Below are 14,745 nucleotides of genomic sequence, written 5' to 3'. Positions count from 1 at the left end.
TCGTGGGGCAGAAGAGGCAGCACTCGTGCGACGCAAAGGGCTGACATCGGTAGAACTGGCCAAGCTCGCCGGCGTCTCCTCGGCCACCATCTCGCGCGCCTTCTCGGCTGACTCCAGCATCAAGCCCAAGACACGCGAGCGCATCCTGGCGCTCGCCGACGAGCATGGCTTCCGGCCCAATGCCATGGCCCGCTCGCTCAACAACAGCCAATCGCGTCTTGTGGCCTTGGTGGTGAACACCGTTGCCAACCCGGCCGAAGGCGAAGGGCTTGACCAGCTCATTCACCACCTGCAGGCCCGCGAGCGCATGCCGCTGCTGCTCTGCTGCGCCAATCACGAAGATCGCAGCCAGCTCATGCGCATCGCCTCGACCTATCAGGTCGATCATGTGGTGCTCTGTTCGGACGCGGTATCGATCGACGACGCCGTCGACATCTTCCGCTCAGCGGAGCTGGTCGTCGCGTCATCGGAGCCGCTCGATGGTCGCGCCGTATCGGATGTGCGGCTCGACGCCGGTGCCGCAACGGCTGAGATCGTCGATCATCTGGTGGCGCAGGGGCGTCGGCACTTCGTCTATCTTTCAGGGCGGGCTTCGAGCCACATCGACAAACAGCGCATGGGCTGGTTCGCAACCGCGCTCAAAGCGCATGGCCTCGCTTTCGATATCGTCGAGCACGGCGACTACTCCTACGATTCAGGCTACAAGGAAGCCGCGCTCCTGTTGCGGCGCATGCGGCCCGATGTGCTGGTCTGCGCCAATGACCTGATGGCGATCGGCGTCAAGGATGCGGCCGCCCTCCTCGGCATCAACGTGCCCGGGGACCTTGCCATCGTCGGTCATGACGGGGTGGCCGTGGCGGGCTGGGACAGTCATTCCATCACCACCATCATGCCGCCGCCCGGCGAGGTGAGCGCGGCATTGGCCGACATCATCGAGCGAGGTCCGAGCGAGCCGCCGGTGCAGCGGGTGTTCGACTGCGTCGTACGCTGGGGCCGCAGCACCGGCGAAATTCCACGCCGGGGCTAGAGCGTCGCCAGTTGCCGATTGCTGATGCGGCCCAGATAGCCGTCGCGGATGACAATCTTCTGCTCCAGCGCCTCGATGACCGTTTGCGTGAAATCGGTCTTGTACATCTGCGAGAGATTGTTGAGCCCGCCGGGGGTAAACACGTTGATCTCGAGCAGCTTGTCGCCGACGATATCGAGCCCGACGAGGAACATGCCATCCTGGATGAGCTTGGGCCGCACCGTCTCGGCGATCTTGAGCATGGTCGGTGTCACTTCGATCGCCTCGGGGCTGCCACCGGCATGAATGTTGGAGCGGATTTCGCCCTTGGCCGGCGCGCGACGGAATGCGGCGTACTTGCCGTCGCGCTGTAGCGGCAGCCCATTCATCAGGAAGAAACGCACATCGCCCTCCGCTGCCTCAGGCATGAAGCCCTGAGCGATCAGATAGCCCTCGCCGCTCACCGCCTCGAAGATCTGGTTGAGGTTCGAATCCTTGGGCGAGCCGATCTTGAACACGTTCTTGCCGCCCGAGCCCTGGAGGGGTTTGAGGATCACGCCTTTCTTCTGGCTCTCGATGAAGCCCTGGATTTCCTCGATGCTCTTGGAGATCAGGGTTTCCGGCCGCACCGAGGCCGGAAAATCCTGGAAATAGAGCTTGTTCTGTGCCTGGGCCAACCCATCGGGGTCGTTGAGCACGATGACGCCGCGCTCGGCGGCCAGACGCCCGAATACCGCGCCGACATGGGCCGCCCAGGGCCGATCGGCCGCGTCCTCGGACGGATCATTGCGCAACAGCAACACATCGATCTCGGTAACATTCATGGTTTCGACCGTCGTTGCGTCGCCCTGCAAATCCTTGAACAGGGTCTCGGCCTTCTTGTAGTTGGACGCCGGCAGCGTCAGCGCTCGCACCGCCAGGCTATCATCGGGCCGCAGCACGAAGTCGCCTGGCGTCAGGTAGCAGATGTCGTGACCCCGCATGAGCGCCGCCAGCGCCAGGTGCGTGGTGGAGTAATTGGCAGTTTCGTTTTCAATGGCGTTGACGAAGAACCCGATACGCATGGGATTTTCCTAGTTTTCCGTCATCTGGACGGGTGAAATGCCGGCGCGGGCGGCCTTGAGACGCTCCGCTGCCTGATCGTGGGACAGAAATTGCGGCATGAGCCGCGGCGCCTTCAGCAGGCCGCGCGTGCTCAGTTCCTGCATGACGCCGAAATGAGCGGCGGCGATCTTGCCCATCCAGAATGGATCGAGCGAACCGCCGGCCTGCAGGTGTGCCAGCACCTCGAGTAGCCCGCGCAGATAGACCGCGTCCTTGGCGAGACCGCCGCCGCGATAGACGCGCAGGGCGAGGTTGAACGCTGTGCTTTCGGCAAAGCCCAGCTCACGAACCAGCATGCGGTAGCAATCGGGGAAGCTCGCCCCACCAAGCATGTCGGAGCAGGCGACGACACGCGCCGCTATCAGCCGAAGCCGGCCAACCGTCATGCCGCCGACCAGGTATTCGGCCAGCACCGCCAGTCCTTCCTGCACTCCCTCATAGCCGGCAAGGCCTGAGCGAAACAGCCGCAGGCCCTGCGCCGAACCATTGAAATAGGTCAGCAGATGCACGCCCACCTCGTGGCTGAGCAGCGCCTCGACCCGGCCGCGCGCCATGGTGGTACTGCGCGCGATCAGCAGCCGCCCGCCCGAGACCATCATGCCCGATGGCAGGTCGTCGCGCAGTTCGACGCTGGCCGAAAAGCCGTCATCGCTGCCCGCATACGCCTTGATCATCGCCTTGGCGCGACGCTCGACGAAGCGCACATCCGCATCGTCGCCCTCGCCGGTCCGCTTGCCGCGACCGGGCTTGGTCTCATCGAGGATAGACCGGGCCATGGCAAGCAGGCTCGGCTCGACCGGACCATAGAGCGCGCGCCCGATCTCGACGAAGCGCGGCATCTCGCGCGCCGCCAGCAGCGACAGCTGCAGATCGAGTTCCTGCTGCTTCTCGCGGTAGAGCGTGGTCAGCACAGGGTCCTCGAAATGCTCGATCGCCACCGAAAACAGCGCCCGCTTCTGACGCGCCACGTCGATGGTCAGCGGCCGATAGAGAAAGCGTGGCGGCTTCTCGAAACTCGTCGCCTTGAACTCTTCCCATGCCGCCTGGGCGTTGATCGGGGTCACAGCGAGCAGGAAATCGAAGGATTGCGCCACGTCGTCGATGGCGCGGTCGGCACGACTGACGGCATCGACGAAGGCCTTGCGGCCGAGGGCGCGATGCGTTGAGACCGCCAGACTCTTGGTCGAACCGGCAAAGGCCGCTACCGCCTGCAGGCCTGCATCGACGATGTTAGCGACCAGCCGTTCACGCAGTTCGGGATAGACGGCGTCCGATTCCGGCACCCGGTAGATCGGCGCGAAGCGTAGTGTCAGCGATGGCAGCTTGGGCAGGAGCCGCGCCAGTTTGGCAGCCGGATCGTCGGCCACTTTGGGGCGGGCGATCTGCGGCACGCGAAACTTGGTCTGTGCCTGCTCGGCGGCGGCCACGAAAGCCAGCCGAGCAGTCTGCGCGGCGCTGTCATCGCTGGCCGAGACGCTCATCTCGAAGGGTGGCAGATAGGCCGCGTCGCTGGCGAGCCGGTCGCGCTCCAGTTCGCCGATATCGAGCATGACGAAGGCGCCGAAGCGCTCGGTCATGGCTTCGGCCACCAGCTTCACGATGGCCGCTGCGGTTCCCAGATTGCGGGCCAGCAGATACGACGAATTGGCACTCACGACGTCTCGCGCCGCCGGCTCCTTGCGGCGCCCGACATGCACGACGAGGAAGGGCAATGGCCGATCGATATGCAGGCGCTCGCCGCTGCCGAAATCACGGCGGATCGGCTCCCCCGCCGCCAAGGCGGCGGCGAACTCCTCGAGCAGCTTGGCGTCAGGCGCGCTCATGCGCCACCCTCAAGGCTCGTGAGGAGCACCGGCAGCGACGCAGTGATCATGGAACGCATGGCCGTCAACGCCTCCACATCCGGCTCGCCTGTCCACTCGTCCATAAAGAACTTCTTGAACTCGATGGCGATGGCGCAGCCGGTCTTGGGAAAATTGGCGTGCACGAAGCGCGTCTGCTCGCCGCGCCCCTCGAAGGCGACGTTCTCGCGCACATCCATGTATCGTCCGCGGAAGGAAAAACCGCGCAGGCTCTCCATGAACGGGTCGAGCACATGCGCCCAGCGCGCCCGATCCATTGAGAATGTACCGATATTGACCTGCGGCGCCTCCGCCTCAGGCGTTGGCTGGGCGTCAGGACCGGCGCGGCGGTGATTGTAGCTGTGTATGTCGAGCAGCACGAAGCGCCCGTGCTCCGCGGCCAGACCTGCGAGCATCTGGCCCAGCATGGCGTAATAGGCATCGTGAATGGCCAGCGATCGACCTACCAAGTCCTCGACCGGATTTGTTGCCCAGACGTCGAGGCCCCAGGCCTGATCGGGGCGCAGATAGACGGCGCCGTCGCTGGCGCGGTTGAGGTCGATCTCGAAACGCGAGCGGTGGAAGACGACACGATTGGGCACGTCGCGGATGACATATTCGGTGAATGGGTCTTCCTCGCGCAGGCGTTGCGCGTCGTCGAGCGCCATGGCGGCTGCTACCTCGTCACGCAGGCCATGACCGTTGTGGATCGCCGTGCCGACGATCGGCGAGGCACCGCGCTCGACGGACCACAGCGCATCGGCGCGGACGGGTGCCTGCAATTCGCCCGCTGTCGGACGTATGAGGAATGGACTCTGGTTCATCTGACGCTTTGCTTGAGACCTGCGTCTGGCAGGGCCGTGCTGCGTCAACGGACGGTTGCGCCGGGCGGTTCCCTGGCCGGTTTTGCACCCTGCCTTGATATCACCGCGATCACAGTCTATATGTTGGCCATACGTTTCAGCTCAAGATAGCTGTCATAACCCCGGTTCGCCGGATTTTGGCCTCTTCCTGATTTTTGCGAGCGTGTTAGACCCGACCGGCATGTTGCTGGCTGGGAGCGACGCCCTGCCATTTGGCCGGCGTTCCAAAACCAAGGACTACAATCATGGCCTCGATCAACGGCACCGTTAAATTCTTCAACGCAACCAAGGGCTTCGGCTTCATCTCGCCAGAAGGCGGCGACAAGGACGCATTCGTCCACATTTCCGCCGTCGAGCGTTCGGGCCTCGCTGGCCTCTATGAAGGCGACAAGGTCACCTACGAACTCGAGACTGGCCGCGACGGCAAGCTCTCGGCGACAAACCTGACGCTGCTCTAAACCACAATTCGGGCCGGGCGTGCGTTGCGCGCACCCGGCCCTGCCTCCCGCACAGCGGTCGAGGCCATAACAAAAGAAGGGTCCAAGCCTAAAGGGCAGGACCGATGAGAACTCAATGACATTTATCGATTTCAACGCTCGCGCCGAGCTTTATCTCGGCAGCGACTGGCAGGTTGCTGCCGAACAGGGCCCCAAGTCGTTCCGCACGGTCGCCCAAGCCATCCGCTTCGCTTTCGAAGAAGCCGCCCCGGTCAGCCTGCACGGCGCCCGGCTGCAGATCGGCGACCGGATCTATTCCAATGACGAACTGCCCTGGCTCTATCGCAGCCCGGACTATCCGTTCCCGCGCAAGCGCCAGCGCAAGGCGATGACGCCTCGTGCCCGCCACAACACCATCGAAGAGCGGACGTAAGTCCGCTCTATCAATCCGGCCGCACCAGCACGCGCCCGTGCACCTGGCCGGACAGAATGCGCTTGGCGGCATCGGGCAAATCCTCCAGCCGCACCTCTTCGACATGGCGGGCATAGCTGGCGGAGTCGAACAGACCCGCAAGCCGTTGCCACGCAGCGACGCGCACCGGTGTCGGCTGCATGACGCTGTCGATACCGATAAGCGTCACGGCGCGCAGGATGAAGGGCAGGACGTTGGTTTCGAGTGCGATACCGCCGGCATTGCCGACGCTCGCCACGACCCCGCCATAGCGGACCTGTTTCAACAATCGGCCCAGTATGGCGCCGCCGACATTGTCGATTGCCGCCGCCCAGCGGGCGCTTTCCAGCGGCTTGGCCGCTTCGGCAAGAAAGTCGTCGCGCCGGAGAAATCCGGACGCCCCCAAAGCGCGCAGGCCAGCCTCATGCTCGGGGCGTCCGGACAAGGCCGTCACGGCGTAACCGAGCCGGCCCAATAACGAAATCGCCAGCGAACCCACGCCGCCCGAACCACCGGTCACCAGCACATCGCCATCTTCAGGCTTGAGGCCAGCCGCTTCCAGCCGCTCGATCGCCAGCATCGCGGTCAAGCCGGCCGTACCCAGCACCATTGCGTCTCGTAGCGTGAGCCCATCCGGGAGAGGCACCAGCCAGTCCGCCTTGACCCGGGCGCGCTGCGCGAAGCCGCCCCAGTGGATTTCCCCGACCCGCCAGCCGGTCAGCACCACAGACTGCCCTTCGCGATAGCGCGGATCGCTGCTGGAGCGAACCGTGCCCGAAAAATCGACACCCGCCACATGCGGATAGTTGCGCACCAACGCGCCACCGCCGGTGAGGCACAACCCATCCTTGTAGTTGAAACCAGCCCAGGCGACGTCGACTACGACGTCGCCCTCGGGCAGCGCCGCCTCGTCGATCGCCTGCACGCGCGACGACACCAAACCGGCGTCATCGCGTTCAGTCAGCAACGCACGAAAACTCATGGTCTAATCCCCGGTATCGGACAGGTCGGCACCGGCCCGTGGGCCGATCTTTCCGCCAACCTGCCCGATCTAGCGCCGGGATGCCATGCCTTCGCGCCGACCAGCCTAGGAGTGTTGCAGCGGCTTGGACTGGCTGGCGAGATAGTTGCCGAGCAGGATTGCCACGTCGGGGGTCAGTGGCCCCGCCGCGCAGGTCGCTTCAGCGTCGAGCTGGCGGCAGACACGGTTGATGGCGGAGATTGTCGCCTGACCGAGGTATCCGTTAAGCGGACCATCATAAAGTCCGGCATCGCGCAGGCCGCGCTGCAGCGCGAAAACATACGCGTTCTTGTTGCCCCAAAAGAGCATCTGGACGGTCTGCGATAGGTCCGTGCTGGCAATGCCACCGAGTGCCGCCCCGATGTCCGCCAGAGACTGCTCAGTGGCCGGCGGCAGTGCCCGCAGGGCGATCGTCTCGAAGGCCACGGCCTCAGGCGCAAGCAGGGCGGAGTTCGCATCGAGCAGCGACTGCGCTTGCGCCGGGCGCGCCTTGAGGCCCGGTCCGCCGGCACGATAAAGCTGCAGCAGCAGGCGGAGCGCCGCCGGATTGCCGTCATCCAGTTCGGCCAGCAGTGCGCTCTCCGCCATGGGACCGCCGTCGGGTCCGGCCAGCCCCATCAGATGCAGCCGGGCCCGTTCGACCACGGCGTTCGGCACCTGCGCCACGACTGCTGCATCGACCAGGTCCATGCCCTCCGCCCGGTGGTCCTGGGCCAGGGGACCGGTCGCCAGCAAGATGCCCAGACGCAGCATCGCACCGGAGTCGCCGGCTTTGGCAGCGGCAACCGAGAACAAGCGGGCATTGTCGTAGTCGGGTGGAAGGTGGCGGCCGTCGGCGTAGAGTCCGCCCAATGTGCCATTGGCCCAGGCATCACCTGCTCCAGCCGCTCGCCTGAGCAGACCAACGGCCTGGTTCACGTCCTGCGTGACGCCCTTGCCATCGAGCAACAGCAAGGCCAGGTTGACCTGGCCGACGCTCTCGCCGCTATCGGCTGCCTCCGCGAAGTAGGCGGCCGCACGGGTCGGATCAGGGGCGATGGCGCCCTTACCCGTCAGATACAAGTTTCCTAGCTTGATAGCGCCGGCTGCCAGGCCGGCATCGCGCGCGCCCTGATAGGCTGCAAGGGCAGCATCGGCATCAAGAGGCACAGTCTCGCCGGAAGCCAGAACATCTCCCAACTGTATCTTGGCCCAACCATCGCCGATGCTGGCCACGTTCTGGAGTAGCGCCAGGCCACGCGCCGGGTCGGCCTTCACCCCCTCTCCCTTGAGCAGCATCAGGCCGAACCGGCTCTTGGCACCATAGTCATCCAGCGCCGCCGCAGCCTCGAAGTATCCAGCCGCCCTTACCGTATCGGCGGCAATGGCGCCGACGCCGGTCGCGTAAAGATTGCCCAGGCTGGCGAGCGCCGCTGCATTGCCCTTTTCGGCAAGCGGCTCGAGCAGGGCCAGAGCGCGCGGCCCATCCGCATCGATCCTGTCGCCGCGTATCAACAGGTCGGCCAGGATTGTCGTGGCCCAGGCGTCGCCGGCCATTGCGGCTGCGTCAAGCAATTGCACGGCGCGAGCCATGTCGCCTGCGGACGCCCGCTCGAGCAGCATCAAGGCCAGGTAGATGCGCCCGCCGCCATCGCCCGCTGCGGCGGCGCGCTCGAAATAGTCGAGTGCAGCCGCCGGATCGGTAGCGATATGGGCCAAGCCGCGCTGATAGAGCAGACCGATGCGGGTCAGGCCCGCGGCATTGCCGCGTTCGGCGGCACGCGCGTAGTACTGCAGCGCCTTAGCTCCATCCAGCGGCAGGGTAGCACCCTCCGCATAGAGATCGGCGAGTTGCAGCATGGCCCAGGTATCGCCGCCCGCCATGACTTGATCGAGCAGATCAAGGCCACGCGCCGCATCAGCTGCCCCGCCCTGCCCCAGCACCAGCATAAAGCCCAGGCGGTTCATCGCCGCTAGATCGCCAGTTTCAGCGGCCTGCTCGAACAGCGCGCGAGCACGCGGCAAGTCGACCGCGACTGTGCCGGAACCCTTGGCATAGATATCGCCCAGTCCCACCAGCGCCGCGGCATGTCCGCCATCAGCAAAGGGTTGCAGCAGTGCCACGGCGCGGGGTCCGTTGACCGGAACACCGCCTCCTCCCTTGGCATAGAGACTGGCCAGCACCGCCACCGGCAAGACCTCGCCCTTGGCGGCGGCGGTCTCGAGCAGGTAGACGGCCCTTGCCGCAGCGCCCGGCTCGCCGCCGGCCAACAGCGCCTGGGCCAGCAATACCTGTGCTCCCACGTCATTCAAGGCCGCCGCCCGCTCCAGCAGATCGGTCGCCTTGGCTGAATCGGGGGCCACGGTCCCGATGCCCGATTGATAAATCTGGGCCAGCCGCACCATGGCAGCCGAATTGCCGGCTTCGGCCGCCCTGTCGAAATAGTCGATGGCCCGATTGGCAGGCTTGGCCTTGCCGCTGGCGAATACATCGCCCAACTGGATCAACACCCATGGGTCGCCGGCCGCGGCAAGCTCGTCGAGCAGATCAACCGCCCTGGGAATATCGACGGGAACGCCCGAACCATCGAGCAGCATCAAGGCGAGCCGGTATTTTCCATGCGCATCGCCACCGGCAGCTGCCCTCGCATAGTACCGCGCGGCGCGCTGTTTGTCGGGCCTCACCGTTCCCGCGCCGTTGGCGAAAAGATCGCCCAGGCCTGCCAGCGCCGCCGTGCTCCCCTCGGCGGCTAGTGGCACCAGCAGAGACAGGACCTTGCGGCCGTCTTCGGGAACGCCAATGCCCTGGCGATAGAGCCCAGCCAGAATATTGGTCGACCAAGCATCGCCTGTTGCCGCAGCCTGCTGCAGCAACACCGCAGCGCGACGCCAGCTTGCCGGCTGTTCCGGTTCTTCGAGGAACATCCGGGCGAGGTTTATCTTGGCGACAACGTCGCCAGCGCTTGCTGCGTCATCAAGCTGATCCATGACGCAGACGCGATCGGCCGGCGCACATTCGTGCGCTCCAGTTTGCCCATAGGCCGACACCCCAAGCCCAAGTCCCACCGCAACGACCACGGCCAACCGCAAGCCCATTTGCCCCTCCGCACAGATTTGCGGTCAGTCTGGCGAGAACAGGGTCGCGCGCATTGATGGTCGTCAACCCGAGCAAAATCCTTAGGGCAGTTGTGGCTTTGATCCAGTGCGGGCTGATCACCGGACCGCGACGTCCGCACCAAGGCTCAAGAGAGATGCGCCACACAGCGTAGGCTTGATGCTCCTTGTGTGCAGACGGTGCCACAAAGGTACCAGCGCGGCGCCCACGCTCTCGTTGAATTCGCCAGGATGCAAGGATGTACTCTCCACGACGCCCAAAGCCCATTAGATGATGGATTTTTGGAGTAACATCAGATATTGCACCAAGAACGGTGTCGCTGACGAGCGCATGCTCGGGTTGTAGTGATCAACGATGATACCCGTCGTGGTTACGAGTTGTGCACCTCACAAGCGAGGCAACTTGGCTAGTTTAGTTGGTTGAGTATGCTCACAGGTAAAGACGTACTGGGCGAACTAGGAATCAAAATTTCGGTGGTCGTGCCGATTTACAATGACGGAAGGCTAGCGCCTGCCTTCTGCGCCGAAATCCAGCGCGTGTTCGGCGGCTACCTCAACAGCGACCAGATCGGCCATCTCGTTGAGATTATTTTCGTCAATGACGGCAGCGAAAACGACTCCATCAGCGTGCTCACGGAGCTGACACGCCAATACGCGTTCGTAAGGGTCGTCGATATGTCCCGCAATTTCGGTCAGCACATCGCGATAGCCTGCGGTTTGCGCGAAGCATCAGGTAGCATCGTTTTTCGCATGAATGTCGACATGCAGGACCAACCTGCCGACATGCCGCGCTTCATAGAGGCCATGCGCAAGGATGCCAGCGATTTGGTCATCGGCGTCTATTCGGTGCGGGAAAGTCCCTGGATCAACCGGATTACGTCCAAGATTTACTACTGGCTGTTCCAGTTCCTGACAGGTTTGCCATCCCCACAGAATACGTCGCCGCTGCGGGCCATGAGCCGACGGTTCGTCGACGCCTATAACCTTTTGACGGAACGGTCACGCTTTCCGCAGGGTCTGGATCAATGGCTGGGCTTTGAACAACAATATATCCCGATACAACACCACGTGCGTGCCGACGGGAAATCGTCCTACAATTTCTGGTCCCGCCTGAAGCTGGGGCTGGAAGGGCTGCTGTATTTTTCCAACCGGCCGCTGACCTTGATCGCAAGCCTCGGGTTTTTCCTCAGTGTTGCGGGGCTGCTGCTCGGGTTCTACGTCATTTTCGCGCAGCTGTTCGGGAGCGATTTCCTGCCCGGGTTTGCGGCTTTATCCGCCATCGGCCTGATTGCGTTTGGCGTTCAGCTTGGCAGCATAGGCGTGGTTGGCCTATATGTCGCACGCATCTTCGCCGAAACACAGAATCGGCCGCTCTATCTTGTAAAGATGCGGTATGGCGCCTCGCCCGATACGTCAGAAAAGTAATCGATGCCACAAAAGCACGAATCCACGGTTATCAGCTACTCCTCGTCCGAAAGCCTGGATGTCCGGAAGGAAATCTTCCAGCGGCTGAACACCTATCCGGCGACTGACGACGAAAAGGAACGCTCGCTGGGGCTGTTCCTGCGCGGTTCGCTGCTGGCACGACTGCTTGCCATTCGTGACATCTATGTCCAGATCCTCGACCTGCCAGGCGCCATCCTCGACATTGGAACATGGAGGGGACAAACTGCGGTCGTCTGCGAAAATCTGCGCGCCATCTACGAACCCCTGCACCTCAATCGGCGCATCGTCTGCTTCGATACCTTCGAGGGCTATGTTGGCTTTTCAGACAAGGACAAGGCAACCGAGCTGCATCGTGATGGCACTTATGGTGTGGGTGGAACCGAATACGCGGATTATCTGAGCGAGCTGCTGCAATTGCACGAGCGGTCCAACGCCATGGGCCACAATTTCGGCAAACATCGCGTCATTAAGGGCGACTGCCGCCAGACAATTCCCCAGTTTTTCGAGGACAATGCCGGCGAATTCGTCTCGCTCGCCTTCTTCGATGTCAACGCTTATCAACCTTCGCTCGAAGCGTTCGAGGCGGTTTGGCCCAGGGTCGTCCCCGGCGGGATTGTTGCCTTCTGGCAGCTGACCCGCAGCGCCATTCCCGCCGAGGCAATGGTCTATGCTGAGACCATCCTGCCGCGGCTCGGGCATCAGGTGAAACGTTGCGCGACGTATCCTGGTCTGTGCTACCTCATTAAGCCGTAGTCGTCCGCCTTTCCAATCTCGAACAGGTTCTCCCAATGAAGCGCATCCTGCTTGGAAACGGCATTGTCGGCCTTTCGGCGGCTTTTGGGCTCTGCAGGACCGCCGCAAGCGACGATACGATCGTCATCGTGGGCAAGAAAAGCCGCCCCGGCGCAGCCACGCTCGCCGCCGCGGCGATGCTCAATTCCTTCGCCGAGATCGAGGTAGGCGGGCTTGAACATGCAGTGGACAGGTTCCGGTTCGAGATCAGCCGCGAGGCGACCAAGCTCTGGCCACAGTTCGAAAAGGACCTGATCGCGGCTTCCAGTATCGACTTCGACATCGGCGGCGGGCCATCCGGCGGCGGCGAGCTCGGTACGTTCATCATCAACAATACCGCAGCAGATGATCTGGACGACGCCAATTTCGACGCGATTCGCGATGCTCTTGTGGATTTCGGCGAGGCGCACCAGCTTGTCGCGCCTGGCGACATCCCCAACTACAAACCGCACCAGCGCTATCGCGCGACGCGCGCGCTCTACATAGAAAACGAAGGCTGGTACAATCCCCGCCTGGTGCTTGCGGCGTTGGAACGGGCCCTCGAATTATCCGGACGCGTGCAGTTCGTGGACGCCAGTGTTGTGCGGCTCGAGGCCAATGCAGGTGGCATTGCCTGTGCCCATCTTGATGATGGAACGGTGCTTTCCGGCGATCAGTTTCTGCTTGCCACAGGTGCGACCAGCTGGGATGTGCTCGACAGAAGCAATCTGGACCTGCAGGTCCAGCGGGTATTCTACGGCATTGGCACAAGTATCGAGATCCGCAGCCCCGACGCTCCGCTCAGCAAGGTGGTCAGGACGCCCAACCGCGGTCTTGCCTGTGGCGTCTATGCCGCGCCCTATTTTCATGGACGGGATCAGGACAATGATCGCGTGCTCATCGGGGCGAGCAACTTTATTGCGCCTACCTTGCACCTGCATGGGCGCCTCACCAGTGTCGAGGGCCTGCTCAACAGCGCGATGCGGCAGATCAATGCCGACTATTATCGCGCCGAACTGATCCGAGTAAATGTCGGCGCACGCCCGACCAGCCAGGATACCTATCCCCTGCTCGGCCCCACAGAAATTTCAAACCTGTTCATCGCCACCGGCACCAAACGCGACGGTTTCCATCTGGCTCCGCTGATCTCGGTGCTCGTCTCAAGGCTGATGACGAGTGGCGCTGTTGAAGATCGCTATAGCTGGTTTAGGCCGGATCGCGAGCCGCTGCGGACTCTTACGCGCCAACAGGCCGTTGATAAAGCCGTGCGCCACCAGATCAGCGCGGCCTACCAGCACGGCTTCGAGCCGGCGACCAACCGGATGCCCGAACAGCTGGCTCAGCAGTTCCGCGACAATGTCGAACGGCTGCACGATCAGGTCGGGGCCCGAGACTGGGGCATCCCGCCTGAGATGCTGGACATGTATCGGTATGGCCATGCCAAGGCATAGGGCGAACCAGCGATGAAGCTGCTGCTTGCCATTGCGCCAACCGTTTTGCTCGTCGTCTATGGCCAGCTCATGACCAAGTGGCGCGTGGGCATTATGGCGACGGCCCTCGGCGACGGCCGTGGTATTGTCAGCAAGCTTGTCGTCTATCTCTCGGACCCTTTGATCGTTTCAGCTTACGCCTCGTCTTTCCTCGCCTCGCTGGCCTGGGTGTTCGTCGTCGAGCGATACGAGATATCCCTGGCCTTTCCGGTCTATATCGGGCTGATCACCGCCATCGTGGCCTTGGGCGGGGCGGTGCTCTTCCAGGAGTCGCTCAACCCGCAGAAACTGCTGGCGATCGCGCTCATTGCCGTCGGCGTCATCATTGCCGCCAATGCCTAGCGCACCGGACAACTTCGACGGCTGGGTCGCCGAAATCCGGGGCATCGTTGCGGCGCGACATCCCGAGCTTTCCGAGATGTTCGACCTTTTCGCCAATGAGGCCCTGTTCGGATATGGATGGCTGCGACCCAGTCTGTCGGAGTTGTCGCGCGATGCGCATATCCTCGAAGTCGGCGGTGGGCTGACGCTGATCAGTTGCCAGTTGGCGCGCCAAGGGTATCAGGTGACGGTGGTCGAACCAATCAGCGACGGCTTTTCGAGTTTTGCCATCCTTCAAAAGCTCGTGCTGGAGCATGCCGAAAGCCAGTCCATCGCCATCCGTCTGTTGCCCTGTTGCATCGAGGATCTCAACGCCAGAAACGAGTTCGACACCGCCTTTTCCATCAACGTGATGGAGCATGTGGCCAATGTCGATGAGGCGCTTCGGAGGGTGATACTCTCACTGAAGCCAAACGGTTTTTACCGGTTCACCTGCCCTAACTACGCTTTCCCCTACGAACCGCATTTCAACCTGCCGACACTGTTTTCTAAGGCGATGACGGAACGCGCGCTTAACAGGCAAATCTTCGGTTCGGCACGCGTGGAACAACCCGCGGCTATCTGGGCATCGTTGAACTGGATCACGGTCGGCGACGTCAAGCGCATCTGCTCGACGATCAGCGGCATCAGCGTCCATTTCGGCAAGACCATGACACCGGACAGCGTTGAGCGCGTGACGACAGATCGGGCATTTGCGCGCCGCCGGGCGCCATGGATGGTGAGGCTCGCCAAGTTCATCATCGCCTCTCGGCTTCATCGCCTGGCCACGCTGCTGCCGGCAGGGGCTTTGCCGCTGATTGACTGCACGATAATCTACCGGCCCGGCCAGGCGAGTTGACCC

The 14,745-nt window shown here is 62.9% G+C and carries 13 protein-coding genes; 8 read left to right on the top strand and 5 right to left on the bottom strand.

All coding sequences use genetic code 11. The annotated features are described in order from the left end of the window. Positions 1–25 precede the first annotated feature (25 nt). The gene (locus tag MF606_RS01795) at positions 26–1,027 is read left to right on the top strand and encodes a LacI family DNA-binding transcriptional regulator (protein ID WP_240231844.1); all 1,002 of its coding nucleotides are present in this window, start codon (positions 26–28) and stop codon (positions 1,025–1,027) included. Here the strand turns inward: MF606_RS01795 and MF606_RS01790 are convergent. Genes MF606_RS01790 through MF606_RS01780 form a run of 3 tightly spaced genes read right to left on the bottom strand, consistent with a single transcriptional unit; the run spans position 1,024 to position 4,775 of the window. Continuing rightward, the gene (locus MF606_RS01790; protein ID WP_240231843.1) at positions 1,024–2,070 is read right to left on the bottom strand and encodes a glutathione synthetase; all 1,047 of its coding nucleotides are present in this window, start codon (positions 2,068–2,070) and stop codon (positions 1,024–1,026) included. The genes MF606_RS01795 and MF606_RS01790 overlap by 4 nt on opposite strands. 9 nt (positions 2,071–2,079) lie before the next feature. Continuing rightward, on the bottom strand, positions 2,080–3,933 hold the full coding sequence (locus MF606_RS01785; RefSeq protein ID WP_240231841.1) for a flavohemoglobin expression-modulating QEGLA motif protein: 1,854 nt from the start codon (positions 3,931–3,933) through the stop codon (positions 2,080–2,082). Then, positions 3,930–4,775: an N-formylglutamate amidohydrolase gene (locus MF606_RS01780; RefSeq protein ID WP_240231835.1), complete on the bottom strand. Its 846-nt coding sequence runs from the start codon at positions 4,773–4,775 to the stop codon at positions 3,930–3,932. The genes MF606_RS01785 and MF606_RS01780 overlap by 4 nt, the downstream gene beginning before the upstream one ends. Positions 4,776–5,059: 284 nt before the next feature. On the opposite strand from MF606_RS01780, the gene MF606_RS01775 reads away from it, so the two are divergent. Both MF606_RS01775 and MF606_RS01770 read left to right on the top strand, forming a co-directional pair. Then, on the top strand, positions 5,060–5,272 hold the full coding sequence (locus MF606_RS01775; RefSeq protein WP_240231834.1) for a cold-shock protein: 213 nt from the start codon (positions 5,060–5,062) through the stop codon (positions 5,270–5,272). A 115-nt stretch (positions 5,273–5,387) separates the two neighbouring features. Beyond that, on the top strand, positions 5,388–5,684 hold the full coding sequence (locus MF606_RS01770; protein WP_240231833.1) for a hypothetical protein: 297 nt from the start codon (positions 5,388–5,390) through the stop codon (positions 5,682–5,684). A gap of 10 nt (positions 5,685–5,694) precedes the next feature. On the opposite strand, the gene MF606_RS01765 is transcribed toward MF606_RS01770, so the two are convergent. Together MF606_RS01765 and MF606_RS01760 are read right to left on the bottom strand one after the other, a co-directional pair. Continuing rightward, positions 5,695–6,684, bottom strand: a complete 990-nt coding sequence (locus tag MF606_RS01765; protein ID WP_240231828.1) for an acrylyl-CoA reductase family protein — start codon at positions 6,682–6,684, stop codon at positions 5,695–5,697. A gap of 105 nt (positions 6,685–6,789) precedes the next feature. Beyond that, positions 6,790–9,798, bottom strand: coding sequence for a tetratricopeptide repeat protein (locus tag MF606_RS01760; protein ID WP_240231820.1), 3,009 nt, complete (start codon positions 9,796–9,798; stop codon positions 6,790–6,792). A 444-nt stretch (positions 9,799–10,242) separates the two neighbouring features. Between MF606_RS01760 and MF606_RS01755 the strand changes: the two genes are divergently transcribed. From MF606_RS01755 to MF606_RS01735, 5 genes are all read left to right on the top strand, one after another. After that, positions 10,243–11,241 (top strand): glycosyltransferase family 2 protein, encoded by a 999-nt coding sequence (locus MF606_RS01755; protein WP_240231818.1) that lies wholly within the window; start codon positions 10,243–10,245, stop codon positions 11,239–11,241. Positions 11,242–11,244: 3 nt separating this feature from the next. Then, a complete protein-coding gene (locus tag MF606_RS01750) occupies positions 11,245–12,015 on the top strand; it encodes a class I SAM-dependent methyltransferase (RefSeq protein WP_240231816.1) in 771 nt (256 codons plus the stop codon). 35 nt (positions 12,016–12,050) lie between these two features. Then, entirely contained in the window at positions 12,051–13,484 is a 1,434-nt protein-coding gene (locus MF606_RS01745; protein ID WP_240231814.1) for an NAD(P)/FAD-dependent oxidoreductase, read from the top strand. A gap of 12 nt (positions 13,485–13,496) precedes the next feature. Then, entirely contained in the window at positions 13,497–13,865 is a 369-nt protein-coding gene (locus MF606_RS01740; protein WP_240231813.1) for a DMT family transporter, read from the top strand. A 76-nt stretch (positions 13,866–13,941) separates the two neighbouring features. Continuing rightward, entirely contained in the window at positions 13,942–14,742 is an 801-nt protein-coding gene (locus MF606_RS01735; RefSeq protein ID WP_240231812.1) for a class I SAM-dependent methyltransferase, read from the top strand. Positions 14,743–14,745: the final 3 nt, after the last annotated feature.

It is taken from the genome of Devosia lacusdianchii (assembly GCF_022429625.1).
GTDB classification, from domain to species: Bacteria; Pseudomonadota; Alphaproteobacteria; order Rhizobiales; family Devosiaceae; genus Devosia; species Devosia lacusdianchii.
The sequence above is the reverse complement of the archived record's forward strand: the minus strand, read 5'-3'. Positions and strand labels throughout refer to the sequence as shown.

Bases quoted from the DNA above. Each gene is read 5' to 3' on its own strand.
- MF606_RS01790 (WP_240231843.1), bottom strand. From the start codon at position 2,070: ATGCGTATCGGGTTCTTCGTCAACGCCATTGAAAACGAAACTGCCAAT.
- MF606_RS01785 (WP_240231841.1), bottom strand. From the start codon at position 3,933: ATGAGCGCGCCTGACGCCAAGCTGCTCGAGGAGTTCGCCGCCGCCTTG.
- MF606_RS01780 (WP_240231835.1), bottom strand. From the start codon at position 4,775: ATGAACCAGAGTCCATTCCTCATACGTCCGACAGCGGGCGAATTGCAG.
- MF606_RS01775 (WP_240231834.1), top strand. From the start codon at position 5,060: ATGGCCTCGATCAACGGCACCGTTAAATTCTTCAACGCAACCAAGGGC.
- MF606_RS01770 (WP_240231833.1), top strand. From the start codon at position 5,388: ATGACATTTATCGATTTCAACGCTCGCGCCGAGCTTTATCTCGGCAGC.
- MF606_RS01765 (WP_240231828.1), bottom strand. From the start codon at position 6,684: ATGAGTTTTCGTGCGTTGCTGACTGAACGCGATGACGCCGGTTTGGTG.
- MF606_RS01760 (WP_240231820.1), bottom strand. From the start codon at position 9,798: ATGGGCTTGCGGTTGGCCGTGGTCGTTGCGGTGGGACTTGGGCTTGGG.
- MF606_RS01755 (WP_240231818.1), top strand. From the start codon at position 10,243: ATGCTCACAGGTAAAGACGTACTGGGCGAACTAGGAATCAAAATTTCG.
- MF606_RS01750 (WP_240231816.1), top strand. From the start codon at position 11,245: ATGCCACAAAAGCACGAATCCACGGTTATCAGCTACTCCTCGTCCGAA.
- MF606_RS01745 (WP_240231814.1), top strand. From the start codon at position 12,051: ATGAAGCGCATCCTGCTTGGAAACGGCATTGTCGGCCTTTCGGCGGCT.
- MF606_RS01740 (WP_240231813.1), top strand. From the start codon at position 13,497: ATGAAGCTGCTGCTTGCCATTGCGCCAACCGTTTTGCTCGTCGTCTAT.
- MF606_RS01735 (WP_240231812.1), top strand. From the start codon at position 13,942: ATGTTCGACCTTTTCGCCAATGAGGCCCTGTTCGGATATGGATGGCTG.